General features: G+C 70.0%; 18 protein-coding genes and 2 rRNA genes. 5 read left to right on the plus strand and 15 right to left on the minus strand.

Annotation, left to right across the window (positions count from 1 at the left end; all coding sequences use genetic code 11):
- Nucleotides 1-25: 25 nt before the first annotated feature.
- Nucleotides 26-658, minus strand: coding sequence for an NUDIX hydrolase (locus OG943_RS18210; protein ID WP_328610977.1), 633 nt, complete (start codon nucleotides 656-658; stop codon nucleotides 26-28).
- Nucleotides 655-2,355, minus strand: a complete 1,701-nt coding sequence (locus OG943_RS18215; RefSeq protein WP_328610978.1) for a CTP synthase — start codon at nucleotides 2,353-2,355, stop codon at nucleotides 655-657. Before OG943_RS18215 ends, OG943_RS18210 begins: the two co-directional genes overlap by 4 nt.
- A gap of 120 nt (nucleotides 2,356-2,475) precedes the next feature.
- On the opposite strand from OG943_RS18215, the gene aroA reads away from it, so the two are divergent.
- A complete protein-coding gene (aroA, locus tag OG943_RS18220; protein WP_328610979.1) occupies nucleotides 2,476-3,768 on the plus strand; it encodes a 3-phosphoshikimate 1-carboxyvinyltransferase in 1,293 nt (430 codons plus the stop codon).
- A 27-nt stretch (nucleotides 3,769-3,795) separates the two neighbouring features.
- On the opposite strand, the gene OG943_RS18225 is transcribed toward aroA, so the two are convergent.
- The gene (locus tag OG943_RS18225) at nucleotides 3,796-4,476 is read right to left on the minus strand and encodes a GntR family transcriptional regulator (protein ID WP_328610980.1); all 681 of its coding nucleotides are present in this window, start codon (nucleotides 4,474-4,476) and stop codon (nucleotides 3,796-3,798) included.
- A 235-nt stretch (nucleotides 4,477-4,711) separates the two neighbouring features.
- On the opposite strand from OG943_RS18225, the gene OG943_RS18230 reads away from it, so the two are divergent.
- Together OG943_RS18230 and OG943_RS18235 are read left to right on the plus strand one after the other, a co-directional pair.
- Nucleotides 4,712-6,154: an NCS1 family nucleobase:cation symporter-1 gene (locus OG943_RS18230; RefSeq protein ID WP_328610981.1), complete on the plus strand. Its 1,443-nt coding sequence runs from the start codon at nucleotides 4,712-4,714 to the stop codon at nucleotides 6,152-6,154.
- Entirely contained in the window at nucleotides 6,154-6,873 is a 720-nt protein-coding gene (locus tag OG943_RS18235; protein ID WP_328610982.1) for an aspartate/glutamate racemase family protein, read from the plus strand. The genes OG943_RS18230 and OG943_RS18235 overlap by 1 nt, the downstream gene beginning before the upstream one ends.
- Here the strand turns inward: OG943_RS18235 and OG943_RS18240 are convergent.
- Nucleotides 6,870-8,009: an acyltransferase gene (locus tag OG943_RS18240; protein WP_328610983.1), complete on the minus strand. Its 1,140-nt coding sequence runs from the start codon at nucleotides 8,007-8,009 to the stop codon at nucleotides 6,870-6,872. The two genes, OG943_RS18235 and OG943_RS18240, sit on opposite strands and share 4 nt — an antisense overlap.
- A gap of 307 nt (nucleotides 8,010-8,316) precedes the next feature.
- Between OG943_RS18240 and OG943_RS18245 the strand changes: the two genes are divergently transcribed.
- Both OG943_RS18245 and OG943_RS18250 read left to right on the plus strand, forming a co-directional pair.
- Nucleotides 8,317-9,573 carry an alginate lyase family protein gene (locus tag OG943_RS18245; RefSeq protein ID WP_328610984.1) on the plus strand — a complete coding sequence of 419 codons (1,257 nt, stop codon included), beginning with the start codon at nucleotides 8,317-8,319 and terminating at the stop codon, nucleotides 9,571-9,573.
- A 236-nt stretch (nucleotides 9,574-9,809) separates the two neighbouring features.
- Entirely contained in the window at nucleotides 9,810-11,678 is a 1,869-nt protein-coding gene (locus OG943_RS18250) for a glycosyl hydrolase family 18 protein (RefSeq protein WP_328610985.1), read from the plus strand.
- Between the two features lie 83 nt (nucleotides 11,679-11,761).
- On the opposite strand, the gene OG943_RS18255 is transcribed toward OG943_RS18250, so the two are convergent.
- From OG943_RS18255 to OG943_RS18305, 11 genes are all read right to left on the minus strand, one after another.
- The gene (locus tag OG943_RS18255; protein ID WP_328610986.1) at nucleotides 11,762-12,709 is read right to left on the minus strand and encodes a copper transporter; all 948 of its coding nucleotides are present in this window, start codon (nucleotides 12,707-12,709) and stop codon (nucleotides 11,762-11,764) included.
- Complete coding sequence (steA, locus tag OG943_RS18260) at nucleotides 12,706-13,890, minus strand: putative cytokinetic ring protein SteA (protein WP_328610987.1); 1,185 nt, start codon at nucleotides 13,888-13,890, stop codon at nucleotides 12,706-12,708. The genes OG943_RS18255 and steA overlap by 4 nt, the downstream gene beginning before the upstream one ends.
- Nucleotides 13,891-13,986: 96 nt before the next feature.
- On the minus strand, nucleotides 13,987-15,141 hold the full coding sequence (locus OG943_RS18265; protein WP_328610988.1) for a DUF1266 domain-containing protein: 1,155 nt from the start codon (nucleotides 15,139-15,141) through the stop codon (nucleotides 13,987-13,989).
- Between the two features lie 9 nt (nucleotides 15,142-15,150).
- Complete coding sequence (gene recN / locus OG943_RS18270) at nucleotides 15,151-16,932, minus strand: DNA repair protein RecN (RefSeq protein WP_328610989.1); 1,782 nt, start codon at nucleotides 16,930-16,932, stop codon at nucleotides 15,151-15,153.
- Between the two features lie 100 nt (nucleotides 16,933-17,032).
- Entirely contained in the window at nucleotides 17,033-17,998 is a 966-nt protein-coding gene (locus OG943_RS18275) for an NAD kinase (RefSeq protein WP_328610990.1), read from the minus strand.
- Nucleotides 17,995-18,828, minus strand: coding sequence for a TlyA family RNA methyltransferase (locus OG943_RS18280; protein ID WP_328610991.1), 834 nt, complete (start codon nucleotides 18,826-18,828; stop codon nucleotides 17,995-17,997). The genes OG943_RS18275 and OG943_RS18280 overlap by 4 nt, the downstream gene beginning before the upstream one ends.
- A 5-nt stretch (nucleotides 18,829-18,833) precedes the next feature.
- Nucleotides 18,834-19,034, minus strand: a complete 201-nt coding sequence (locus tag OG943_RS18285; RefSeq protein WP_328610992.1) for a hypothetical protein — start codon at nucleotides 19,032-19,034, stop codon at nucleotides 18,834-18,836.
- A gap of 17 nt (nucleotides 19,035-19,051) precedes the next feature.
- Nucleotides 19,052-20,047 carry an HAD-IIA family hydrolase gene (locus tag OG943_RS18290; RefSeq protein ID WP_328610993.1) on the minus strand — a complete coding sequence of 332 codons (996 nt, stop codon included), beginning with the start codon at nucleotides 20,045-20,047 and terminating at the stop codon, nucleotides 19,052-19,054.
- Nucleotides 20,040-23,366, minus strand: coding sequence for a hypothetical protein (locus tag OG943_RS18295; protein ID WP_328610994.1), 3,327 nt, complete (start codon nucleotides 23,364-23,366; stop codon nucleotides 20,040-20,042). The genes OG943_RS18290 and OG943_RS18295 overlap by 8 nt, the downstream gene beginning before the upstream one ends.
- Before the next feature lie 189 nt (nucleotides 23,367-23,555).
- Nucleotides 23,556-23,672, minus strand: a 5S ribosomal RNA gene (gene rrf / locus OG943_RS18300).
- Between the two features lie 89 nt (nucleotides 23,673-23,761).
- Nucleotides 23,762-26,899 (minus strand): 23S ribosomal RNA (locus OG943_RS18305).
- Between the last annotated feature and the right edge of the window lie 67 nt (nucleotides 26,900-26,966).

A 26,966-nucleotide genomic window follows, 5' to 3' on the forward strand; every position in this document is an offset into this window, starting at 1 on the left:
GCGGCAGCCACGGGCGGGGACGGCTTCAGCCCTCGGCGCGGCGGCGGGCGAACCGGGTCGGCCGGTCGCGCCACGGCGCGTCGGCCGGGCGGGTCCGGGCGGCCCCGGTGACGACGGCGTGCGCGGCGAGCACGCCGGACACGGTCGCACCGTTCACCAGCTCGCCGGACAGCGCCATCGCGACGGCGTCGGCCAGCGGGAACTTCCGCACCACGAGGTCGGCCTCCTCCTCGCCGAGCACCTCACGGTCCACATCGGACACGTCACGGGCGAGGAACACCCGGACCACCTCGTCGGTGAACCCGGGCGACGCGGCGACGTCGACCAGCGTCGCCCAGTCCCCGGCGGCCAGCCCGGCTTCTTCGACCAGCTCGCGCTTCGCGGCTTCGACGGGCTCCTCCCCCACGTGGTCGATCAGCCCGGCGGGCAGCTCCCACAGCCGGTGCCCGAGCGGGTGCCGGTACTGGTGGACCATCGTGACCGCGCCGCCGGCGTCGAGCGCGAGGATCGCGACGGCGCCGAGGTGCTCCACGACCTCCCTGGCCGCGGTCTCGCCGCCGGGCATCACCACGTCGTCGATCCGCAGGCCGACCACCCGTCCGATGTGGACGACGCGGCTGCCCGCGACGGTGAACTCGTGTTTGCCCGGCTCGGTCACCGTGCCGCCACGGGGGCCTCGGCGAGCTCGACCGGCAGCCGTTCGGCGACCTTGCGGTCCACCACGGCCTTGACGAACGCGCTGAACAGCGGGTGCGGCCGGGTCGGGCGGCTCTTCAGCTCGGGGTGCGCCTGGGTGCCGACGAAAAACGGGTGCACGTCGGCGGGCAGCTCCACGAACTCCACCAGCCGGTCGTCCGGCGAGGTGCCGGAGAAGACCAGGCCCGCGTCGGAGAGCTGCTTGCGGTAGGCGTTGTTGACCTCGTAGCGGTGACGGTGGCGCTCGGACACCTCGGTGCCGCCGTACGCCTTCGCGACCTGCGAGCCCGCCTTGAGCTTCGCCGGGTACGCGCCGAGCCGCATGGTGCCGCCCATGTCGCGCTCGCCCGCGACCACGTCGCGCTGGTCGGCCATCGTGGAGATGACCGGGTGCTTGGTGTTCTCGTCGAACTCCGCCGAGTTGGCGTCCTCGACGCCGGCCAGGTGCCGCGCCGCCTCGATCACCATGCACTGCAGGCCGAGGCACAGGCCCAGCAGCGGGATGCCGCGGGTGCGCGCGTACTCGATCGCACCGACCTTGCCCTCGATGCCGCGGATGCCGAACCCGCCCGGGATCAGCACACCGTCCACATCGGACAGCACGGAGGCGGCGCCGGACGCGGTCTGCGCGTCGTCGGAGGCCACCCAGACGATCTCGACCTTGGCGCGGTGGGCGAACCCGCCCGCGCGCAGGGCCTCGGTGACCGACAGGTACGCGTCCGGCAGGTCGATGTACTTGCCGACCACGGCGATCCGCACGGTCTCGCTCGGGTTGTGCACCCGGTCGAGCAGGTCGCCCCACACCGTCCAGTCCACGTCGCGGAACGGCAGGCCGAGGCGGCGCACCACGTACGCGTCGAGCGCCTCGCGGTGCAGCACCTTCGGGATGTCGTAGATCGACGGGGCGTCCGGACAGGCGACGACGGCCTCGGTGTCGACGTCGCACATCAGGCCGATCTTGCGCTTGAGGTCCTCGGGGATCTCCCGGTCGGCCCGGCAGACCAGCGCGTCGGGCTGGATGCCGATGTTGCGCAGCGCCGCCACCGAGTGCTGGGTCGGCTTGGTCTTGAGCTCGCCCGAGGGGGCGAGGTAGGGCACCAGCGACACGTGCAGGAAGAAGCACTGGTCGCGCCCGACGTCGTGGCGCACCTGGCGGCACGCCTCGAGGAACGGCAGCGACTCGATGTCGCCCACCGTGCCGCCGACCTCGGTGATCACGACGTCCGGGGAGTTGCCCGCCTCGTCCGGCACCGCGGCGGCGGTGATCCGCGCCTTGATCTCGTCGGTGATGTGCGGGATCACCTGCACGGTGTCGCCGAGGTACTCGCCCCGCCGCTCCTTGGCGATCACCTCGGAGTAGACCTGGCCGGTCGTGACGTTGGCCTTGCCGTCGAGGTCGCGGTCGAGGAAGCGCTCGTAGTGCCCGATGTCGAGGTCGGTCTCGGCCCCGTCGTCGGTGACGAACACCTCACCGTGCTGGAACGGGTTCATCGTCCCGGGGTCGACATTGAGGTACGGATCAAGCTTCTGCATCGTGACCCGGAGCCCACGTGCGGTAAGGAGTTGCCCGAGGCTGGACGCCGTCAGACCCTTACCCAGAGAGGAGGCAACGCCTCCGGTGACAAAGACAAATTTGGTAGCCCGCGACTGAAGTCCCACGGGCCGCCAGCATATCCCACTTACGGCGAACCGCTCACCGGCGGGCACACCCGGGCGTTTCGCGGACCGGAACGAGCACGCCCGGATACCGGCCGGACAGGCGGCGCTAGGCTTCGGCGCGTGACGAATGCGCACGAAGACCACTGGATCGCGCCGGTCGCGACGGCTCCCCTGGACGCCGAAGTGCGCGTCCCCGGCTCGAAGTCGATCACCAACCGCGCCTACGTGCTCGCCGCGCTCGCGGGTGCCCCGACCCGGGTGCGCGTGCCGCTCGACTCGCGGGACACCCGCCTGATGCTCGGCGCGCTCACCACGCTCGGCGGCCGCTCGGAGGCGACCACCGACGGGTTCCTCGTGCACCCGCTGTCGGGCAGCCGCGCCGAGCCGGCGACGGTCACCCTCGGCAACGCTGGCACGGTCGCGCGCTTCACGCCCGCGCTGGCCACGCTGGGCCAGGCGCCGGTGCTGTTCGACGGCGACGAGGCGATCCGCCGCCGTCCCATCGGCCCGCTGCTGACCGCCCTGCGCCGGCTCGGCGCCCGGATCGACGACGACGGCCGCGGCGCGCCGCCGTTCACCGTCCAGGGCGACGCCGGGCTGCGCGGCGGCAAAGTGGACCTCGACTCCTCGGCGTCGAGCCAGTTCCTCTCCGCGCTCCTGCTGGCCGGGCCGTCCTTCGACCAGGGCGTGACCGTGCGGCTGGTGGGTGACGCGCCGCCCAGCGAGCCGCACATCGCGATGACGCTGGACATGCTGCGCCGCTTCGGCGCCACGGTGGCGCGCGAGGGCGCGGAGTTCCACGTCGCGCCGACGAAGCTGTCCTGCCCCGAGTACGTGGTGGAGCCGGACCTGTCGACGGCCGCGCCGTTCCTGGTCGCCGCCGTCGCCACGGGCGGCCGCGTGCGCGTGAAGGGCTGGCCGAAGCACACGACGCAGCCGGGCGACTGGCTGCGGACGCTGCTGCCGGCGTTGGGCGCTTCGGTCGAGCTGGACGCCTCGGGCCTGACCGTCACCGGGGGCTCGTCGATCCCGGGCGTGGAGCTGGACCTGCACGAGGTCGGCGAGCTGACCCCGGTGGTCGCCGCGCTGCTGTGCTTCGCCGAGGGGCCGTCGGTGATCACCGGCGTCGCCCACCTCCGCGGCCACGAGACCGACCGGATCACCGCGCTGGCCACGGAACTCTCCGCGCTGGGCGCCGCGGTCACCGAGACCGACGACGGCCTGCGCATCACCCCGGCGCCGCTGCACGGCGGCGTCTTCCACACCTACGACGACCACCGCCTGGTCATGGCCGCCGCCGTGCTGGGGCTGCGTGTGGAAGGCGTCCGCGTGGAGAACCCGGCCACGGTGGGCAAGACGTTCCCGGAATTCGTCGAGACCTGGACCGGGCTCGTGAGTGTTCAGAACGGTTAGAACCGGCATAGCCACTCACGAGCTGGTTCAGCCCGCCGGGCGCTCGCCGTCCGCGTCCTCACCGAACAGCGCCCGCAGGGTGACCTCACGGTTCACCCGGACGTGTTCGGCGGCGTACTCGCGGGCGCGCGCCCCGTCGCCGGACGCGATGGCGTCCACCAGGCGATGGTGCTCGTCGAGCAGGTCGGTCCAGTGCTCGTTCTGGCTGGTCAGCCAGCGGAGCCGGCCTTCGAGCGGCTGCAGCAGCGACGTGAGCAGGCCATTGCCAGCGATGGCGACGATCTCGTCGTGGAAGCGGCTGTTCAGCACCGCGATCCGCGCGGACTCGCCGCGGGCGGTGGCCCGGGCGGCGTCGGACAGCAGCCGCTCCAGCCGGCGCAGCTCGGGTTTGCCCGCGCGCGCCGCGGCCAGGCCCGCGGCCAGGCTCTCCAGCGCCTCGCGGACGTCGAACAGCTCCTCCACGTCCACCCGCGCCAGCTGACGGACCACGACCCGCCGCGGCGACTGCACCACCACGAAGCCCTCGGCCTCCAGGCTGCGGATCGCCTCGCGGACGGGCACGCGCGAGACGCCGAGCCCCTCGGCCAGCTCGCGCTCGACCAGCCGGTCCCCCGGCTTGAGCCGCCCGGTGAGGATCCGTTCGCGCAGCTCGTCACGCACGCGCTGCCGGGTCGCCGCGAGCGGCTGCCGCTCCGGGACTGTGGCCACTGATCCCTCCCTCACACCGCCGTAACCCGACGTACTGCGCCGATCGTTACCAATCCGACCGACAGTCACGGCGGAACGTAGGTCGCTTCCGGTTAACGGGTCGGCCTACTTTTCGATCGGATTGGTAACAGGAGCTTATCGGCCGGAGGGTTGACCCAGACGGACCTCGGGGTGATATTTGGGATACCAATTTTTGGGATACCAAAACTGCCCGGCACGTCGACCGGAGGCCCGCATGACCGCCGCCCCGCTCACCGGAACCCAGCAGGACACCGACCCGCCGCCCGACCCCGGGCTGTGGAACGAAGACCTCGCGCCGGCCAAGGACCGCCGCTGGAAGGTGTACGACATCTTCGCGCTGTGGATGTCCGATGTGCACAACCTCGGCAACTACACGTTCGCCGCCGGGCTGTTCGTGCTCGGGCTCTCGGCCTGGCAGGTGTTCACCGCGCTGCTGTTCGGCTTCGTGCTGATCTACGTCGGCATGAACCTGATGGGACGCATCGGCCAGCGCACCGGCGTGCCGTTCCCGGTGGTCGCGCGGATCAGCTTCGGCACGTTCGGCGCGAACCTGCCGGCGCTCATCCGCGCGGTCATCGCCATCTTCTGGTACGGCATCCAGACCTACCTCGCCAGCGTCGCCATCACACTGCTCGTGCTGGCCATCGACCCGGGGCTGAAACCGTTGACGGAGCACGGTTTCCTCGGCCTGCACGCGCTCGGCTGGATCTGCTTCATCGCGCTCTGGACGGCGCAGGCGCTCATCCTCACCCGCGGCATGGAGTCGGTGCGCAAGTTCCAGGACTGGTGCGGCCCGCTGATCTGGGCCGTGATGATCGCGCTCGCGGTGTGGATCCTGGCCGCCGGGCACTGGCAGATCTCGTTGACCAGCAGCCCGAAACGGCTCTCCGGCGGGGAGCAGGTGCGCCAGTGGTTCGGCGCCACCGGGCTGATCCTGTCCGTCTACGGCACGCTGATGCTGAACTTCTGCGACTTCTCCCGCTTCGCCCCGGACCAGAAAACGGTGCGGCGCGGCAACTTCTGGGGCCTGCCGATCAACTCGACGGCGTTCGCGCTGCTTTCGGTGATCGTCACGGCGGGCAGCCTGCAGCTGTTCGGCGAGGCGATCACCGACCCCGCCGAGCTGCTCGCCCGGGTGCACAACACCCCGGTGCTCGTCGTCGGCGCACTCACCTTCGCGATCGCCACGATGGGCGTGAACATCGTCGCGAACTTCGTCTCCCCCGCCTACGACCTGGCGAACATCTGGCCGAAGCGGATCTCGTTCACCGTCGGCGGGATGATCAGCGCCGTCGCCGCGCTGTGCGTGCTGCCGTGGAAGCTCTACTCCTCGCCCGCGGTGGTCAACTACTTCCTCGGCGGTCTCGGCGCGTTCCTCGGCCCGCTGTTCGGGATCATGATCGTGGACTACTACCTGATCCGGCGGGCCCGGGTCGACGTCGCGCAGCTCTTCGTGAAGGGCGGGCCGTACCACTACCGGCACGGCGTGAACCCCCGCGCGATCGCGACGTTCCTGCCCACCGCGGCGCTCTCGGCCGTGATCGCGCTCGTGCCGTTCTTCGCGCCCGCTTCGCCGTACTCGTGGTTCATCGGCACGGCGTCCTCGGGGCTGCTGTACTGGGCCGTCGCGCGGAAGCAGCGGGCGGCGGCCGCCTGATGCGCATCCTCGTCACCAACTGCAACACCACCGAGGCGATGACCAAGGAGATCGCGGCCGGGGCGCGCGCCGCCGCGAGCCCCGGCACCGAGATCCTGGCGCGCACGCCCGGCTGGGGCCCGGAGTCGGCGGAGGGCTGGCTCGACAGCTTCCTCTCCGCCGCCGCGGTGCTCGACCTGCTGCGTGGCCTCGACGATGCCGACGAGCCGTTCGACGCCGTGGTGATGGCCGGCTTCGGCGAACACGGCCGCGAGGGCGCGCGGGAGCTGCTCGACGTGCCGGTCGTCGACATCACCGAGGCCGCCGCGCACCTGGCGTGCCTGCTCGGGCGCCGCTACGGCGTGGTGACCACGCTGGACCGCACGTGCGGGCTGATCGAGGACAGCCTGCACTCGGCGGGCGTCGCGCCGAACTGCGTCGCCGTCGTCGGCGCCGGGCTGGGCGTGCTGGACCTGCGGGACGAGCGCCGTACCGAGTCCGCGCTGCTCACCGCCGCCCGCCGCGTCCGCGACGCCGGGGCCGAGGTGCTGGTGCTCGGCTGCGCGGGCATGACCGGCCTGGACCGCCGGATCTCGACGATGCTGGACATCCCGGTGGTCGACGGCGTCGCCGCGGCCGTGCGGCTCGCGGAGTCGCTCGTGGCGCTGAAGCTGACGACCAGCCGCGCGGGCTCGTACGCGCGGCCGTTGGAGAAGAAACGCACCTGGCCGAGCGGCTAAGCCACCTTCGCCGCCGCCCGCAGGGGCGGGCGTCCGGTCAGCACCTTGCTGCACGGGAGGCGCCGCAGGACCTCGACGATCACGAGGGTCAGCGCCACCGTGGCCGGGTAGACCACGATGGTCGTCCACGGAGCGCCCACCCCGTCGCCGACCAGGGCGATCAGCGGGCTGAGCAGGGCCAGCGCCAGCGGGTGCGAGAGGAAGATGCCGAACGACCGGTCCACCGCCCACGACACGAACCGGGAGCCGCGCCGGCGGCCTTCGCTCCAGCGCGCGCCCGCCAGGTAGATGGCCGCGATGGCCGCGACGAACCACGGGATCAGGTACAGCCGGAACGCGTCGCTCGCCACCTCCGGCCACAGTCCGTTGTGGACGTTCCAGAAGTAGCCCGCCTCGGCCACCCCGAGCGACGCCACCAGGCCGCCGACCACGAGCCAGCGGTGCCGGAGCAGCCAGCCGTGCACGGCCTTCAGGTGCACCCCCGCGACGGCGCCCAGCACCGAATAGAACTGGTACGGCAGCAGCGTCGTGTAGAACCGCGTGACGGTGGTGTAGTCGACGCTGGCGGGCGGGTGGCTCAGGAACAGCGTGACCGCGATCTGGATCGCGCCGGAGACGGCCAGCACCAGCCACGGCCGGCGCCGGATCACGCCCACCAGCTTCATCAGCAGCGGGAACAGCAGGTACACCTGCAGGGTCACGAGCAGGAAGTACAGGTGGTACCAGGCGGTCCCGGTCCCGATCTCGATCACCAGCGCCCGCAGCGCCGCGCCGGCCGACGGCGGCGGCTGCTCGGAGGTGGCCAGCGAGTACGCCCAGTAGACCACCGACCAGAGCACGTACGGCACCGCGACCAGCGGCACCCGGCGGCGCCAGAACTTCCCGACCGCCAGCGGCCGGTCCCGGTACTGGAAAACCAGCACGAACGTGCTCAGCGCGAAGAACGCCTGGCGGGTGAAGTGCAGCAGCCCCTCGATCGCGTCCGAGTGCACGTCCTGCGGGAACGTGGTGGCGCCCAGCACGTGCATGAAGATCACGAACGCGAAGGTGATCACCCGGAACAGGTCCAACTGGTACAAGTGGGACGGCCGGGTCGAAGCGCGCGCCGCCGGGCGGGCGATCTGGGTGGTGCTCATGGTTCGGGCACGCTCCTGGGGTCGGAGATGGTCTTGGCGCCAGACTCGCCACCCCGGCTGTGAATGGACTGTGTCGTCCCTGAGAGTCGGCTGTTCCATCGGGCCCCACGATGTCATTCCCACGACCGTGGCCGCCGACCGGAGTCCGGGTTCGGCGGTCCAGATCACAGTCGGCCGATTGACACCGGCCGCGCCGCCCAGCAGAATTCCGGGCGCCACAACCGCACCGCCGCCCGGTAGCCAGTGGGGAATCGTTGGCATCCCCGCGACCGAAAAGGGCGTTCGAGAAGTGCGAAGGCTATTACGCGTGCTCGGCACGACCATCCTCACCGCCACGCTCGCGGTCGTCCCGCTGAGCGGGGCGACGGCCGCCCCCGGGGCGCCGCACACCGTGGTGACAGACGGTAAGAAGCTCGCCGCCGTACGCGCGGCGCTCGACCACGGCACCGCGACCCCGGCGCAGCGGGCGGCCCTGAAGACGGTGCTGGCCAAGGCGGACGACGCGCTCACCGCCGGGCCGTGGTCGGTGATGGACAAGCCCACCACCCCGCCCAGCGGCGACAAGCACGACTACCAGAGCCAGGCGCCGTACCAGTGGGCCAGCAAGCCGAAGACCCCGGACAACCCGCAGGGCTGCCCGTACGTCAACCGCGACGGCCAGCGCAACCCCGAGGCCGACGCGATCACCGACCACACCTACCGGATGGTGGCGTGGGACGCGATCTACTACCTCAGCACCGCCTGGTACTACACCGGCGACGCGAAGTACGCGCAGCGCGCCGCGCTCGACATCCGCACCTGGTTCCTCGACCCGGCCACGCGGATGAACCCGAACATGACGTACTCGCAGATCGTGCCGTGCAAGGACACCATCTCCGGCACCGGCATCATCGATTCGACCCAGTCGTTCACCCAGGTGCTCGACGCGTTCGCGCTGCTCGACAGCGGGGCGCCCGGCTGGACCGGCCAGGACCGCTCGGGCGTCCGCTCGTGGCTCACGTCGTACCTGGGCTGGATGCAGACCAGCCCGCAGGCGAAGCTGGAACTGGCGGCCACGAACAACCACGGCACGTTCCTCGACCTGCAGAACGCCGCCACCGCCGCGTACCTCGGCAAGACCGACACGGCGAAGAAGATCGTGCGCGACGCGGAGAAGAAGCGCTTCCCCGTGCAGTTCGACGCGAACGGCGACCAGCCGCTCGAGCTGACGCGCACCATCTCGTGGCACTACGTGAACTTCAACCTCACCGCGTGGGGCCGGATGGCGGAGGTCGGGCACAACCTGGGCATCGACGTCTGGGGGTACCGGGCGGCGAACGGCGTCACGCTGCGCAAGGTCGTGGACCGGCTGATCCCGGCCGCGCTGCACGGCGCCGATTCGTGGCCGCACCAGCAGATCGGGGTCTTCGACCAGTCGATCGCCGCGGACATCTTCCACGCGGCCGCCGAGGAGGCCCACGACACCGCCGCGGCCGGCGCGCTGAAGCAGATGCCCCTGCCCGCCGGCGGCGACACCTGGGCGGTGCGCCTGTCCTGCTTCCCGCTCGACCCGCCGCTCAAGTGACACCGGGTCCGACCATCGGAGGGATTTCCGGACAACAGGGCCGATAGCGCCCACGCCCCGGAATTGGTCTAGTCCAAAGTATTGACTCTCCCCCAGCACGGGTTCACATTCAGGACGGGCTGGTACCGCTCACGTTGTGATCCACAGTTCGCGAGCCCCCTCCGCGCACCCCGGTGCGTGGCGGGGCGCTCGCCTGCGTGAGGGAGAACACCATGCAGCACAAGGTATCCAGACGGATGGCTTGGCTATCCGCGGCCGCCGCCGCGGTGGTCGTGGCCGGGCTGACGACACTCGGCGGACCGGCCGCGGAGGGCGCGGCGAACGCCCCGGCGGCGAGCCCCGCGGCGTCCGGCGGCACGCGTATCGCCTATTACGACCAATGGAGCATCTACCAGAACGCCTATTACCCGAAGAACGTCGACGCGCTCGCGAACAACGTCGACTACCTGCTCTACGACTTCGAGAACGTCGATCCGACGAACCTGACCTGTTTCGAGAACACCAAGGCCAGCACCCCGGACCCCGGCGGCGAGAACGACCCGAACGCCGGTGACGGCGCGGGCGACGCCTTCGCCGACTACCAGAAGTCCTTCGGCTCCGACATCAGCGTGGACGGCACGGCCGACTCGTACAACATGCCCATCGTCGGCAACTTCCACCAGCTGCAGGAGCTGAAGGCCCGCCACCCGAACCTGAAGGTGGTGCTCTCGCTCGGCGGCTGGACCTACTCGAAGTACTTCTCCGACGCCGCGGCGACCGACGCCTCGCGCAAAAAGTTCGTCAGCTCCTGCATCGACATGTTCATCAAGGGCAACCTGCCCTCGCAGGGCGGCTACGGCGGCCCCGGCACGGCGGCCGGCATCTTCGACGGCTTCGACATCGACTGGGAGTACCCCGGCGCGGCCGGGGGCCACCTCGGCAACCACGTCAGCCCGAACGACACCGCGAACTACACCGCGCTGCTCGCCGAATTCCGCTCGGAGCTCGACGCCCTCGGCGGCAAGCACTACTCGCTCTCGGCCGCGCTGCCGGGCGGGCAGGACAAGATCGCGAAGCTGCAGACCGACAAGATCGGCAACTACCTCGACTTCGGCGACGCGATGACCTACGACATGCACGGCGCCTGGGACGCGACCGGCCCGACGAACTTCCAGGACCCGCTCTACAGCTCGCCGAACGACCCGTCCGGCACCATTCCGCCGGGCACCGAGAAGTACACGATCGACTCGGTGGTGAAGGCTTACACGAACGGTGATCCGCCGTACGGCATCCCCGGCGGGTTCCCGGCGAACAAGCTCACGCTCGGCATCCCGTTCTACTACCGCGGCTGGACGGGCGTGCCCGCCGGCTCGAACCACGGGCTGTACCAGACGGCGTCCGGGCCATCGGCCGGTCATCCGTTGAGCGGCAACGTGCCCGGCGTCGCGATGTACAAGGAGCTGTCCGGGGTCGTCGACAACCCGGCCGACACCTTCTACGACCCGACCACCCAGGCGGCCTGGTTCTACGACGGCACGAACTTCTACGGCGGCTCGTCACCGCAGTCGATCAAGGCGCGCACGGACTACATCCACTGCAACGGCCTGGCCGGCGCGATGATGTTCTCCCTCTACGACCTGGACCCGGGCTCGACCCTGTTCAACGCGGTCGTCAACGGGCTCGCGAGCTCGACGCCGGACTGCTCCACTCCGCCGACCAGTCCCACGACACCGACGACACCGACCACGCCCACGACTCCGACCACGCCGACCACCCCGGGCGGCGGCTCGTGTTCGGCCACGGCGTGGAACGCCACCCAGGCCTACAACGGCGGCGCCGTCGTGTCCTACGGCGGCCACAGCTGGACGGCCAAGTGGTGGACGCAGGGCGACACCCCCGGCGGCAGCCAGAACGTCTGGACCGACAACGGCGCCTGCTCGGGCAGCGGCACCCCGACGACCGGGCCGCCCGGCACCTGCGCGGCCACGGCGTGGAACACCACGCAGGCCTACAGCGGCGGCGCGGTCGTGTCCTACGGCGGTCACAAGTGGACGGCCAAGTGGTGGACGCAAGGTGACACCCCGGGCGGCAGCCAGAACGTCTGGGCCGACAACGGCGCCTGCTGACGCCGACCCGCACGAGTCGGCGGCGGACCGCGGATCTCCCACCCTCGAAGAGATCGCGGCCCGCCGCCGACGTGCGTGGGGCGTTAGTTCCCGGCGGAGCTGACGCCGGGGGCGGGCGCCTGGGCGTTGCCGGCGATGCCGTAGCGGCCGGCCCCGCCGTCGAGCTGCTCGCGCAGGGCCATCAGCGTCGCGACCCGGCCGGCGGCCGAGTCCACGTTGTCCACAGTGGACAGGATCGAGGTGGCGGAGGTGTCGGCGCGGACCACGCCCAGCGCGCCGGAGCCGTCGGCCGAGCCCTGGTCGCCGGCCAGCACGGTGCCCGCGCCGGAACGGTCGAGCTGCGTCGCGAACCGGGCGATCGTCGCAGCCCGGTCACCCGCGCCGTCACCGGTCTCCTGCGAGCCGGTCAGCACGATCGCCAGCTGCGCGGGCTGCACGCCCTGGCTCGGCTTCACGAAACCGCCGTCGGTGAGCCCGCCCAGCGCGGCGGCCAGCTCGTCCCCAGTAGCCTGCGGCTTCGCGGTGGTCTTGTCGAGCAGCAGCACCGAGCCGAGCAGCGCGCCGGCCAGCGTGCCGGAGTCGCCCGCGGTCGGGAACTTCGACCCGGCCGGCTGCAGCCGCGTGACGACGTCGCGCAGCTGGTCGGCCTTGTCCGGGTCGGTGAACGCGCCGGTGAGCTGCAGCTCGCCGGTCACCGAAGCGCCGGACTGGGAGACCAGCTGCTTGAGCGCGTCGCGGTCGGCCGGGCGCGCGTCCTCGGTGGTCACGAGCACCACCGTGCGCTTGTCCAGCTGCCCGGCGACGACCTTGGGCCCCATGGAGCCGGCGAACGAGTCGGCGTCGGACAGCCGCGCGTTGAGCGCGTTGCGCTGGGCCTCGAGGTCGGAGACCTGCGTGCCGAGGTCCTTCTTCTGGTCCGACAGCCCCGACAGCAGCGAGCCGTTGAGCGCGGTGGACCCGAGCACCACGCCGACGGCCAGCGCGAGGAAGCACGCCGTGATGGAAACGATGTGGTAGCGCAGGGAAATCACCGGAAGAGCCCCTTCACCCAGGTCGTGAACGTGGTCCAGGTGTGCTGGATCCAGTCCAGGTAGACGGAGCCGACGTCGGAGACGAGCAACGCCGCGATCACCACGACGACGGCGGCGAGGACGAGCAGCGCGACGGCGCCCAGTGACACCCGGCTGCGGTGCAGCGTCGCGACGGCCTTGCCGTCGACGAGTTTCGTGCCCAGCTTCAGCCGGGTGAGGAAGGTCGAGGGGTTGGAGCCGGACCGGCCGTGGTCGAGGAACTCCCGCAGCGTGGCCTGGAACCCGACGGTGACCACCAGGCTCGCGCCGTGCGCGTCGGCCAGCAGCAGCGCGAGGTCCTCGGAATTGCCGGACGCGGGGAAGGTCACCGCGCCGATGCCCAGGTCCTGGATCCGCTCGACGCCGGGCGCGTGGCCGTCCGGCTGCGCGGGCACCACGACCTCGGCGCCGCTGCGCAGCGTCCCGGCGCCGATGCCGTGCGGGTCGCCCACGATCACGTCCGGCGTGTAACCCTGCGCGCGCAGGGTGTCGGCGCCCGCGTCGACGCCGACCAGCACCGGGCGGTGCTCGCCGATGTACTTCTTGAGCCGCTTGAGGTCCTCGGCGTGGCCGTTGCCGCCCGCGACGACCAGCACGTGCCGGTCGCGCAGCGGCATCCGCAGCTCCGGCACGCCGACGCCGTCGAGGATCAGCGTGCGCTCGCGGCGCAGGAACTCGATGGTGTTGGCCGAGAACGCCTCCAGCTGCGTCGACATCCCGGCCTTGGCCTCGATCATCTGGTCCGCGACGCTCTCGGGGGTCTGCTGGTCGCCGGAGGCGAGCTGCCGCTCCCCGAGGTAGACCGCGCCCTCGAACACCCGCAGCTTGGTGCCGTCCTTGACCGTGCGCAGCAGCTCGCCGCCGACCGAGTCGACCAGCGGGATGCCCGCGGCGACCAGGATCTCCGGGCCCAGGTTCGGGAACCGGCCGGAGATCGACGGCGACGCGTTGACCACTGCCGCGACCTCGGCCTCCACCAGCGCGTCGGCCGTCGCACGGTCGAGGTCGAGCTGGTCGAGCACCACCACGTCGCCGGCGCTGACCCGGCGCAGCAGCTCCCGCGTGCGGCGGTCGACGCGCGCGACGCCGGTGACGCCGGGGAGGGCTTCCTGGTTTCGCGCGAGCAGACCGGTGAGCTTCATGTGGCTGATGGTGACAAATTTGTGCGTGGGACGACGCACGACGCGCCGAAGCCGACGTGACTCATTGTGGTGAGCCATGTCGCCGAGCGCGTCCGTTCAGGGTTGGATGGTGGGTTCCGCCTGCTCGAACGCGAGGTTCACCCACGGGCTCGCGGGATCCTGTAGCAGCAGGTGGTGGACCCGCACCGCGGACAGGTACGCCTCGCCGAACTCCTCGTCGTCCAGGGCGAGCACCCGGCCCATCAGGTAGCTCGCGGACAGCTCGGCCCATGACTGGTGGTAGCGGCGGGCCACGGCGCCGGCCTCGAGCACCATCAGCTCGGCCGTCAGCGCGTCGCAGTGCCCGACCGCCAGGCCCCAGCGCGCCAGGCCGACCGCGCGGCCGACGTCCCAGCCGATCGTCGTGCCGACGGCGCCGTCCGGCGGCAGCACCTCGTCGGCCCGCAGCCGCTGCTCGTAGCGGACGATCCGGCCGACCGCCCGGGTCAGCGCCTCGGCCTGGTGCCCGGCGTCGTTCTCCGCGCACCAGTGCAGGACCAGCTCGGACCAGCTCACCGGGTCCAGGTCCTCGTCGTGCTGCGCCCGCAGGATCAGCACGAGGTTGCCCGGCGTCAGCACGTACTGGTCGCCGAGCAGCCTGGCCACCGCCCGCCGCCAGTCCGCCGCGTCGGTGACACCCCACCAGTCGCGCAGGCCGCGGACCTCGGCGACGTAGTCGTGATAACGCGGGTCGAGCACGTTCCACGGCTCGGCGGTGAGCGCGGCCTGCTGCGCCCCGCAGGCCAGCGCCTGCGCGACCGGGCCGTCGAAATGGCCGTAGCGCGCGGTGTTGAGCCGTTCCACCTGCTGCTCGACGGCCGTGACGCGGTCCGGGTTGGCGTCCAGCCAGTGCAGCACGGCCGCGCCGGTCACCCGCCACTCGCCGAGCGTGCCGCGGTTGAACACCACCTGGTCGTCGCCGGCCAGCCCGTGCAGCGCCCAGTCCAGGTCACCGCTGAGGAACACCACCTCCGCGCCCAGGTCGGGCAGCGCGCCGCGGGTGAACACCTGCAGCGACGGCTCGCCGTCGTGCTCGCAGCACGCTTTCGCGAACGACCACGAGCGCTCGTCGGCGAGCTTCTCGGCGTCCGCCCGGTGGATCGGCACAAACAGCTCCTCGTCGCCGAGCAGCCCGAGGAACCGGTCCAGGTCGGCATCGCGGCGCGCCTCGGCGAGATCGGCCTCTACATCGGCCACCGTGGCCCAGATCATGTGGTGTGGTCAGCCCTTCTTGGCCCGCTTGCGCTTCGGCGCCGGCGCCGACTTGTCCTTCTCCGCCACCGCCAGCAGCTCCTCGGCGTGGGCGCGGCCGGTCTCGGTGCCGTCCATGCCGGCGAGCATGCGCGCCAGCTCCTGCACGCGGTCGGCCGGCTCCAGCAGCTTCACGCCGCTGCGCGTGACCCCGCCGCTGGTGCCCTTGTCGACCACGAGGTGCTGGTCGGCGAACGCCGCCACCTGCGGCAGGTGCGTCACCACCAGCACCTGGTGGGTGCGGGCCAGCCGCGCCAGCCGCCGCCCGATCTCGACCGCGGCCCGGCCGCCGACCCCGGCGTCGACCTCGTCGAACACCAGCGTCTCCACGGTGTCGACGTTGGCCAGCACCACCTCGATGGCCAGCATCACGCGGGAGAGCTCACCGCCGGACGCGGCCTTGTGCACCGGCAGCGGCGGCGCGCCGTCGTGCGCGCGCAGCAGCAGCTCGACCTCGTCGACGCCCTCGGCGCCGGCGTGCACCGCGTGGCCGTCGATCGCGAGCGCCTGCCGGTCGCCGTGCTCGGCCGGGCGCTGCTCGACGGTGATCTCCAGCTCGGCCTGCCCCATCGCCAGGCCGGACAGCTCCTGGGTGATCGCCGACGCCAGCTCCGCGGCGGCCTTGCCACGCGCGGCCGAGACCTCGCTGGCGTACCCGGCCAGCCGCACCGCCAGCTGGTCCCGGCGGCCGGCCAGCTCGGCCAGCGCCTCGTCGGAGGTGTCCACGGACGCCAGCCGGCGGCGGGCGTCGTCGGCCCAGGCCAGCACCCCGTCGACGTCGGCCGCGTACTTGCGGGTAAGCCGCTTGAGGTCGGCCTGGCGCGCCAGCACCTTCTCCAGCAGCGCCGGGTCGGCGTCCAGCGTCTCGATGTAACTGCCCAGCTCGGTGCCGACGTCGCCGAGCAGCATCGACGCCTCCTCCAGGCGCGGCGCGAGGTCTCGCAGCACGGCGTCCTCGGCGGTGGCGAGCCGCCGGACCGCCTCGCCGACCAGCCCGAGCGCGCCCGGCGCGTCCGGGTCACCGTCCTGGGAGCCGGACACGGCGGCGTGCGCCTCGGTCGCCGACGAGCGCAGTTCGTCGACCGCGGCCAGCCGCTTGATCTGCTCGGTGAGCTCGACGTCCTCGCCGGGCTCGGGCGCGACGGCGTCGATCTCGTTCAGCCCGTACTTGAGCAGGTCGGCCTGCTGCGCCATCTCGCGCGAGCGGCTGGACCGCTCGCTCAGCTCGGTGATCACGGCCAGCCACTCGGCCCGGATCTCGCGGTACGCCGTGAGCGGCTCGCCCACGGACTCGCCGGCGAACCGGTCGATCACCGCGCGCTGCTCCGCCGGGCGCAGCAGCCGCAGCTGGTCGTTCTGCCCGTGCACGGCGATCACCTGCTCGGACAGGTCCGCCAGCACCCCGACCGGCACGGTCCGGCCGCCGAGGTGGGCTCTCGAACGCCCGTCGACGCTGACTGTGCGCAGCGCGATCACGCTGCCGTCCTCGTCGATGTCGGCGCCCGCGTCGGTGACGATCCGGCTCGCGGCCTCGGCCTTGCCGAGCGTGAACCGCCCTTCGACGAACGCCTTGAGCATTCCCGTCCGGACCTTGGAGGCCTCGGCCCGCCCGCCGGAGAGCAGGTGCAACCCGGTCACGACCATGGTCTTCCCGGCACCCGTCTCACCGGTCACGACGGTGAAGCCCGGGTGCAGTTCCAGCAGGGCTTCCTCGATCACTCCGAGGCCCTGGATGCGCATCTCGGCCAGCACGACGCCTACGGTAGCCGCCCCCACCGACGTTCCGTGCGCTCGACCACCGTTAAATGTTCTTTTCCCTGGTCGAACACCTGTGCGGGCGAGTCGCGGCGGGTCAGACCGCGCGGCCGCCGGTCCGGCGCTCGCGCCAGCTGCGCACCGGCAGGCCGAACTTGTGCACCAGCCGGTCGGTGAACACGCCGTCCCACAGCCGCACCAGCCGTACCGGCCGGTGCCCGCACACGACCCGCACCAGCGAGCCCGGCGGCATGTCGAAGCTGCGCAGCCCGTCGCAGGTCAGCACGGCCTTGGGGCCGGTCGGGTCGGTCGCCACGGTGATCACCGAGTCCGGCGAGACCACGAGCGGACGCGAGAACATGGCGTGCGCGTTGCTCGGCACCACCAGCAGCGCCTCGACGTCCGGCCACATGATCGGGCCGCCCGCGGAGAAGGCGTACGCCGTGGAGCCCGTCGGCGTCGCGCACAGCACGCCGTCGCAGCCGAAGGACGAAACGGGGCGGCCGTCGACCTCGATCAGCGCGTCCAGCACCCGCTCACGCGTGAACTTCTCCACGCTGGCCTCGTTGAGCGCCCACGTGCGGTACAGCTCCTCGCCGCCGGAGGTCACCGAGACGTCGACGGTCATCCGCTCCTCGACCTGGTACTCGCGGTCGACCACCTGCTGCACGGCGTCGGCGAGCGCGTCGGAATCGGCCTCGGCCAGGAAGCCGACGCGGCCCAGGTTCACGCCCAGCACCGGCACACCGGCCGGGCGCGCCAGCTCCGCCGCGCGCAGCAGCGTGCCGTCACCGCCGAGCACGAACACCAGCTCGGCCCCGCGCGCGGGATCGTCCTGCGGCGCGACGATCGTGCACGGCATCGTCATGCAGCCGTCCGGGTCGATCAGCTGCCGGACTTCTTCGTCGGTCACGCGCAGCCGGATGCCGGCCTTGCTGAACCGCTCGGAAACGTCACGCGCCGCGTCTCGGGTGGTGTCCCGGTCCGGGTGCACCACGAGGAGCACTTCACGTTCGGTGCTGGTGACGCCTCCGCGGGAGGAAGTACGTCGGCTGGGAGTCACTGGGGTCCTTCCTGGACGGCGGCCCGGACGAGCCGCTCGGCACTGTCCACAGTGCCATCGCCGGTGCCCCCGGCGCCCGTGTCCTGACGCCTAAGCCACACGAAGTACTCGACGTTTCCCGAAGGCCCCGGCAACGGGCTGGCCACCACTCCGCGCAACGCGAGCCCGAGCTTCGCCGCCGCCTCGATCACGCCGAGCACGGATTCGGCGCGCAGCTCCGGGTCGCGGACCACGCCCCCGCTGCCGAGGCGGTCCTTGCCGACCTCGAACTGCGGCTTGACCATGGGCACCAGGTCGCCGCCGTCGCGCACGCAGGCCACCAGCGCGGGCAGCACGAGCTTGAGCGAGATGAACGACAGGTCGCCGACCATGAGGTCGACCGGCCCGCCGAGGTCGTCCGGGGCCAGGTTGCGCACGTTGGTGCGGTCGAGGACGACCACGCGCTCGTCCGTGCGCAGCCGCCAGTCGAGCAGGCCGCGGCCGACGTCGGCGGCGATCACGGTGGCCGCGCCCCCGCGCAGCAGCACGTCGGTGAAGCCCCCGGTGGACGCGCCGGCGTCGAGACAGCGCTTTCCCTCGACCTCGAGCCCCTCGGGACCGAATTTCTCCAGTGCGCCAAGGAGTTTGTGCGCGCCCCGCGACGCCCAGCCCGGGTCGTCTTCGTCCCGGACGACGATGGGCGCGTCGGATTCGACGCCGGTCGCGGGTTTGGCCGCCACCATGCCGCGCACGGTGACCTTGCCGCCGGTGATGAGTGCCGAGGCCTGTTCGCGGGAGCGGGCGAGGCCGCGCCGCACCAGCTCCGCGTCCAGACGGGCCCGTCTGGGCACGGCGGTCAGACCTTGTCGATGCTGGACAGGGCCACGGTGAGCTCGGTGTGCACGGCCTCGAACCGGTCGACGTGCTCGGTCAGCGGCAGCGTGTTCAGCTCGTCCAGGCCCGCGACGGCTTCGTCGATCCCCGCGCGGGGATCGGTCTGCTGCGGCCCGGGGGCCGGCGGCGGGCCCGGGACGGGCCGCGGGACATTCGGGTACACGCCCGTAAAACTACCAGTCAGGCCAGCCCGAGCTCGGCCAGCGCCGCGGCCGCCGCGTCGCCGTCCGCGCGGACCGTGGTCACGCCCGTCTCCCACGCCGCGTGGCACAGCGCGCGCAGCAGGTCGAGGGCTGGGGCGTCACCGCCGCGGCCGCCGGCCACCAGCTCGTCCCCGGTGGTGACGTCCCAGCCCGGGCGCGGCCCGATCTTCAGGTCGTCGGCCCGCCGGGTCAGCGCGGTGAGGTCGGCGGCGAGGTGCGTCGGCCGTTCCGCCGCGATCGCGGTGAGCAGCCCGGCCGGCGTGGCGACGCCGGTGAGCACGGCGAGCGAGTCGACGCCCGCCGCGACCGCGCCGGCGATGTCGGTGTCGAGCCGGTCGCCGACCACGAGCGGGCGGCTCGCGCCGGCCGAGCGCGCGGCCGTCTCGAACAGCAGCGGCTGCGGTTTCCCGGCCACCACCGGCTCGGTGTCGGTGGCCGTGCGCAGAGCGGCGACCATGGAACCGTTACCCGGCAACAGGCCGCGCTCCGACGGCAGGGTGGCGTCGACGTTGCACGCCACCCAGAGCGCGCCCGCGCGGATGGCGAGACACGCCTCGGCCAGGTCGGCCCAGGCGTTGTCCGGCGAATGCCCCTGCACCACGGCGGCGACGTCGGGGCCGTTCTCGCGCACCGGCGTGAGGCCGGCCGCGCTCACCTCCGCCGCCAGCGACTCCGTGCCGACCACGAGCACCCGGGCCCCGGCGGGCAGGCGCTCGCCGAGCACGGCGGCGGCGGCCTGAGCGCTCGTGTGCACCTCCGCGGGCTCGGCCGGCAGGCCCAGCTCGCGCAGGTGCGTCACGACGTCACCGGGGGCCTTGGACGCGTTGTTGGTGACGAACCGGACGGCCGTGCCGTGCTCGCGCACCGCCTTGACGGCCTCCGGCGCGCCCGGGATCACCTGCGTGCCGTGGTAGACGGTGCCGTCCAGGTCGAACAGCACCGCGTCGTAGCCCGCGAGGAGCGCGTCACTCATTCGAGAGCTCCGCCGCCCGTTCCGCCGCGTCGGTCTCGTCCTCGGCGTCGGCCTCGGAGGCGTTGAGGAACCAGCGCACGGCTTCGTCCTTACGCCCGGCGGCCGCGAGGTTGTCGGCGTACGCGTAGAACAGGCGCGCGCTCCACGGGTCCCGCTTGCTGGGGATCAGGTCGGCGCTCTGCAGTGAAACGACCGCGGCGTCGAGCTGCCCGAGGTCACGACGCGCCCCGGCCGCGACGATGGCCAGCTCGACCTGCGTGCCCTTCGCCAGCTTCGTGGTGTCGGTTTCCTTCGCCAGGTCCAGTGCCCGCTCCGGCCGCCCCAGCGCCCGCTCGGCGTCGGCGATGATGGCGATGTGCTCGTCGCTGCGCGTCATGCGGCGCACGGCCCGCAGCTCCGACAGCGCTTCCTGCCAGTTGCCGGCGTGGTAGGCGACGAGCCCGAGCGCCTCCCGCACGATCGGCACGCGCGAGGCCTTGGCCTTCGCGTACTTCGCGTGCTCCAGCGCCGCCTCGGGGTCGCTGTCGATCAGCCCGCCCGCGGCGACCAGGTGCTTCCCGACGGTCTCCGCCAGCCCCTTCGGCAACGTCCGCAGCTCGCGGCGCGCCTCCTCGTCGAGGTCCGAGAACTCGATGTCCTCGGGCAGTTCGGGCGCGGCCAGCAGCTCACGGGCCATGGCCTCGTCGTCGAGCGTGGCATCCGCCCCGGCCCGCACGAAGCGGCTGCCCCGCTGCGGCCGGTCGTCCCGACGGGGCCGGTCGTCCCGCTGCGGGCGGTCATGACGCTGCGGCCGGTCATCGCGGCCACCGCGCTCGTCACGACGGGGCCGTTCGTCCCGCACATCACGCCGGGGACGATCGTCGGAACGGTCACCACGGCTGTCGCGGGTGCTGGTGCTGGGCCGGTCGCTGCGGTCACGGCTGTCCGAGCTGCTGCTCGGGCTGTTGCTGCTCGGCCGGTCGCCGCGGTCACGGCTGTCCGGGCCGCTGGTGCTCGGGCTGTCGCTGTTCGGCCGGTCGCCACGGTCGCCGCTGTCCGAGCTGCTGCTGCTCAGGCTGCTGGTGCTCGGCCGGTCGCCGCGATCGCTCCGGTCGGCCGTGTCACCACGGCTGCCTTCGCTGTCCTGGCCGGCTTCGCCGTCCTGGCCGGTCCGGTCGCGGCTGTCCGACTGGTCGTCGCGACTGTCCCGCTCGTCCCGGATGGGCCGATCGGCACTCTCAGCGGTGCGGTCATTTCGACCGGCCGCGTCACCATCGCCGGCCTTACCGTCGGCGGCACTGTCGGCGTCGCGAGCGGCACTGTCGTCCCGGCTCGGCCGGTCGCCGCTCTCGATGTCCTTGGCCGCGCTGCTGTCCTGGCCGGAGCCGGACTCAGCGGTGACGTCGTCCGTCGCGGCCTTCGCCGTGGCGGCCGGCTCGGAGTCCTGGCGAGCGGACGCGTCGGCACCACGCTCAGCCGAACTGCCACCGCCGGTCGAGCTGTCGCCGCCGGTCAGGCTGTCGCGGTTGCCGGCCGTCGGGTTGTCGTCGCTCGTCGCGTCGGCCGGGCTCGACTGCGGCCGGGCCTCCGAGGTGACGTCGTCGACGAAGGTGGACGACATGGTGTCGTCGGTGAGGTCGTGGTCGGCCGCGTCGAAGCCAGTGGTGTCGACCGTGCGGTCGCCCTGGTACCCACCGGAACGGCTGTCCCCGCGATCGTCCCCGGAGCGAGAACGGTCGTCACGCCGGTAGCCACCGCGGTCGCCCCGGCTGTCATCACGACTGGACGAACCACCGCCACGACGCTCGAACCCGCGGTCACTCCCACCCCGCGAGTCACGGGAACCGCCCCGGTCGTCGCGGCGGAAGCCGCTGCCGGGGCCACGGTCGTTCCGGAACCCGCTGCCACCACGGTCATCCCGACGGTCGCCACCACTGCGGAACCCACCGGTCCCGCGGTCGCCGCCAGTACGCGAGTCGCCCTTGTACCCACCAGTGCCGCTGCCGCCGCCCGTACGAGAGTCGCGGTCGCCCTTGTACCCGCCGGTGCTGCGATCGCCGCCAGTACGCGAGTCACCCTTGTAGCCGCCGGTACGGGAGTCGCCCTTGTAGCCGCCAGTGCCGCTGCCGCCACGGGAACCACTCGAGCCACGGTCACCCTGGTAACCGCCACTGCCGCCCCGGTCATCCCGACGGTCCCCGCCACTCCGGAACCCACCGGTGCCACGCTCGTCCCGACGGTCCCCACCACTGCGGAAACCACTGCCACGCTCGTCGCGGTTGTCCCGGTCGCCGCGGTAGCCGCTGGTGCTGCCGCCGCGCGAGTCGCTGCCCGAGCCCCGGCTGTCACGGAAACCGCCGGAACGGTTGTCGCCGCCGCCGCTGCGGAAGCTGCTGCCGCCACGGTCGTCGCGCGAACCGCCGGTGCTGCCACCGCGGTAGCCGCCGCCCGTGCCACGGTCGTTCTTGAAGCCGCCGCCGCTGCGGTCACTGCGGAAACCACCGCTGGAGCGGTTGTCGCCGCCACTGCGGAAGCCACCCGAGCCGGCACCGCGCGAGTCGCGGAAACCGCCACCCGTCCCACGGTCGTCCCGGTTGCCCTGGTAACCGCCCGAGCTGCCCTTGGAGTCGCGGAAGCCACCGGAGCCACGGTCATCACGACGGTCGCCCTTGAAATCGGACTTGCCCTGGTAACCACTCGAGCCGCGGTCGCTCTTATAACCACGGTTGCCCTGGTAACCGCCGGTGCCACGGTCGCCGCCAGTGCGTGAATCGCGGTCACCCTTGTAGCCACCCGTACCGCGGTCGCCGCCGGTACGCGAGTCGCCCTTGTAGCCACCGCTGCTGCGGTCACTGCCGCCGCGGGAGCCACTCGAACCGCGGTCACCCTGGTAACCGCCACTGCCACCGCGGTCTTCCCAGCGACGCCCGGAGTCCTTGCGGTCGCCGTAGGCGGACTTGCCCTGGGGACGGCTGGCTCCACGGTCGTCGGAACGCCCGCCGCCACGGTTGTCGTAACTGCCGCGCGAGCTGCCGCCGGAGTCGCCGCGGTAACCGCCGGAGCGGTTGTCGTCGCGGTTGCCGGCGTAGCCGCCGCGCTGGTCACGGGGACCGTCACCCTGCGAAGTCCGGCCCTGGTAGCCGCCGGTGCCACGGGCACCCGCGCCACGGTCGTCACGCCGGGGGCGTCCCTGGTGGCTGCTGTCGCGTCCGCCTCGGTCCTGCCGGGCGCCGCGCCGGTCTCCCCGGGGCGCCTCCGACCGGTTGCCGCGGGAGCCTTGGTCGCGGCGAGCCGACCGCGACCCATCATCCTCTGAGTCACGTCGACCGAACTCGGACACCTGGCCTCCTGCCATAGAAAAAGATCTTGGTTTCGTACGTATGGCCCGCTAGGGAGCCAACTGACTATCCTACGGGTCCACGAGGACCACCCCCCGGGCGGCGTCGTCGCCGGCTCCGGGGCACACATAGCAGTAGGGCCCCGGGAGGACTGGGAAGTCCTCGACCGGGGCCCTACTGTTTCATGTTGAGTTCGGCGGCGTCCTACTCTCCCACAACCCTTCGGTTGCAGTACCATCGGCGCTACCAGGCTTAGCTTCCGGGTTCGGAATGGGACCGGGCGTTTCCCTGGCGCTATAACCACCGAAACACTACGAAACAACACACACCCACCATCAACATTTCGATGGTGTCGGTGTGGTGTTTCAGAGCTGTAGAGTGGATGCGTAACATCTTCGTGGGCAAGTCCTCGGCCTATTAGTACCAGTCAACTCGATAACACATTACTGTGCTTCCATCTCTGGCCTATCAACCCAATGGTCTCTTGGGGGCCTTAACCCACACGGGGTGGGATACCTCATCTTGGAACAGGCTTCCCGCTTAGATGCCTTCAGCGGTTATCCCTTCCGAACGTGGCCAACCAGCCATGCCCCTGGCGGGACAACTGGCACACCAGAGGTTCGTCCGTCCCGGTCCTCTCGTACTAGGGACAGCCTTCCTCAAGTATCCTACGCGCGCGGCGGATAGGGACCGAACTGTCTCACGACGTTCTAAACCCAGCTCGCGTGCCGCTTTAATGGGCGAACAGCCCAACCCTTGGGACCTACTCCGGCCCCAGGATGCGACGAGCCGACATCGAGGTGCCAAACCATGCCGTCGATATGGACTCTTGGGCAAGATCAGCCTGTTATCCCCGGGGTACCTTTTATCCGTTGAGCGACACCCCTTCCACCAGGTGGTGCCGGATCACTAGTCCCGACTTTCGTCCCTGCTCGACATGTCTGTCTCACAGTCAAGCTCCCTTGTGCACTTGCACTCAACACCTGATTGCCAACCAGGCTGAGGGAACCTTTGGGCGCCTCCGTTACTCTTTAGGAGGCAACCGCCCCAGTTAAACTACCCATCAGGCACTGTCCCTGAACCAGATCATGGTCCGAGGTTGAGATTCCCAATTCGACCAGAGTGGTATTTCAACAACGACTCCACCACCACTAGCGTGATGACTTCACAGTCTCCCACCTATCCTACACAAGCCGAACCGAAAACCAATACCAAACTATAGTAAAGGTCCCGGGGTCTTTCCGTCCTGCCGCGCGTAACGAGCATCTTTACTCGTAGTGCAATTTCGCCGGGCCTGTGGTTGAGACAGCCGGAAAGTCGTTACGCCATTCGTGCAGGTCGGAACTTACCCGACAAGGAATTTCGCTACCTTAGGATGGTTATAGTTACCACCGCCGTTTACTGGCGCTTAAATTCTCAGCTTCACCCCCGAAGGGATTAACCGGTCCTCTTAACGTTCCAGCACCGGGCAGGCGTCAGTCCATATACATCGTCTTGCGACTTCGCATGGACCTGTGTTTTTAGTAAACAGTCGCTTTCCGCTGGTCTCTGCGGCCACCCACCCCTAGCTTGCAAGAAGCTTCAGGATGTTTGGCCCCCCTTCTCCCGAAGTTACGGGGGCATTTTGCCGAGTTCCTTAACCACAGTTCACCCGATCGCCTTAGTATTCTCTACCTGACCACCTGTGTTGGTTTGGGGTACGGGCCGTGCATGCACTCACTAGAGGCTTTTCTCGGCAGCATAGGATCACTCTACTTCGCCTCAAACGGCTACGCATCACGTCTCAACCTATATGGAACACGGATTTGCCTATGTTCCGGCCTACACGCTTACACCAGGACAACCATCGCCTGGCGGAGCTACCTTCCTGCGTCACCCCATCGCTTGACTACTACGAAATCAGGTCCCACGCTCCACAATCCCCACTCAACCCGAAGGCATCACAGGAACGCTTTGGGTGGTTAGTATCAAACGCCTCGTCATGGGCGCACATGCTCGGGTACGGGAATATCAACCCGTTGTCCATCGACTACGCCTGTCGGCCTCGCCTTAGGTCCCGACTTACCCTGGGCGGATTAGCCTGGCCCAGGAACCCTTGGTCATCCGGCGGCAGAGTTTCTCACTCTGCATTCGCTACTCATGCCTGCATTCTCACTCCCACACCCTCCACGACTCGTTCACACGGCCGCTTCCCTGGATGCAGGACGCTCCCCTACCCATCAACACGACTACACCCTTACTGCAAGAGCAAGGCGGATCTATTGTGTCAATGACACAGCTTCGGCGGTGTGCTTAAGCCCCGCTACATTGTCGGCGCAGGACCACTTGACCAGTGAGCTATTACGCACTCTTTCAAGGGTGGCTGCTTCTAAGCCAACCTCCTGGTTGTCTGGGCAATCCCACATCCTTTCCCACTGAGCACACACTTAGGGGCCTTAGCTGGTGTTCTGGGCTGTTTCCCTCTCGACGACGAAGCTTATCCCCCGCCGTCTCACTGCCACACTCTCACACCACGGTATTCGGAGTTTGGTTGATTTCGGTAACCCGGTAAGGCCCCTAGACCATCCAGTAGCTCTACCCCCGCGGTGAAACATGTGACGCTGCACCTAAATGCATTTCGGGGAGAACCAGCTATCACGGAGTTTGATTGGCCTTTCACCCCTACCCACAGCTCATCCCCTCAGTTTTCAACCTAAGTGGGTTCGGGCCTCCACGACGTCTTACCGTCGCTTCACCCTGGCCATGGGTAGATCACTCCGCTTCGGGTCTAGACCACGCGACTATACTCGCCCTATTCAGACTCGCTTTCGCTACGGCTACCCCACACGGGTTAACCTCGCCACGCAGCACTAACTCGCAGGCTCATTCTTCAAAAGGCACGCCATCACCGTAACGTCTTACGACATGCTCGGGCTCTGACGGCTTGTAGGCACACGGTTTCAGGTACTCTTTCACTCCCCTCCCGGGGTACTTTTCATCTTTCCCTCACGGTACTAGTCCGCTATCGGTCTTCAGGAAGTATTTAGGCTTACCGGGTGGTCCCGGCAGATTCACAGCAAATTCCACGAGCTCGCTGCTACTCGGGAACACCACCAAAAACCACAACACAAGCTTTCGCGTACGGGGCTCTCACCCACTCCGGCCCGCCATCCCAAACGGTTCCACTAACTCATGCGTGACTTCGAAAAAATGTCAGTTTCTTCAAGGTGGGTCCCACAACACCGACTACACAACCCCTGACAGGTATCACATGCAATCGGTTTAGCCTCTTCCGCTTTCGCTCGCCACTACTCACGGAATCACGGTTGTTTTCTCTTCCTACGGGTACTGAGATGTTTCACTTCCCCGCGTTCCCTCCACACCGGCTATATATTCACCGGCGGGTAACACCACATCACTGGTGCTGGGTTTCCCCATTCGGAAATCCTCGGATCACAGCTCGGTTGACAGCTCCCCGAGGCTTATCGCAGCCTCCTACGTCCTTCATCGGCTCCTGAAGCCAAGACATCCACCATGTGCCCTTAACAACTTGACCACAAAGATGCTCGCATCCACTCTACAGTTCTCAAACACCACACCAGAAACAACAGTGTGTTGCCTCA

The sequence above is a fragment of the Amycolatopsis sp. NBC_00345 genome, from assembly GCF_036116635.1.
Classification (GTDB): domain Bacteria; phylum Actinomycetota; class Actinomycetes; order Mycobacteriales; family Pseudonocardiaceae; genus Amycolatopsis.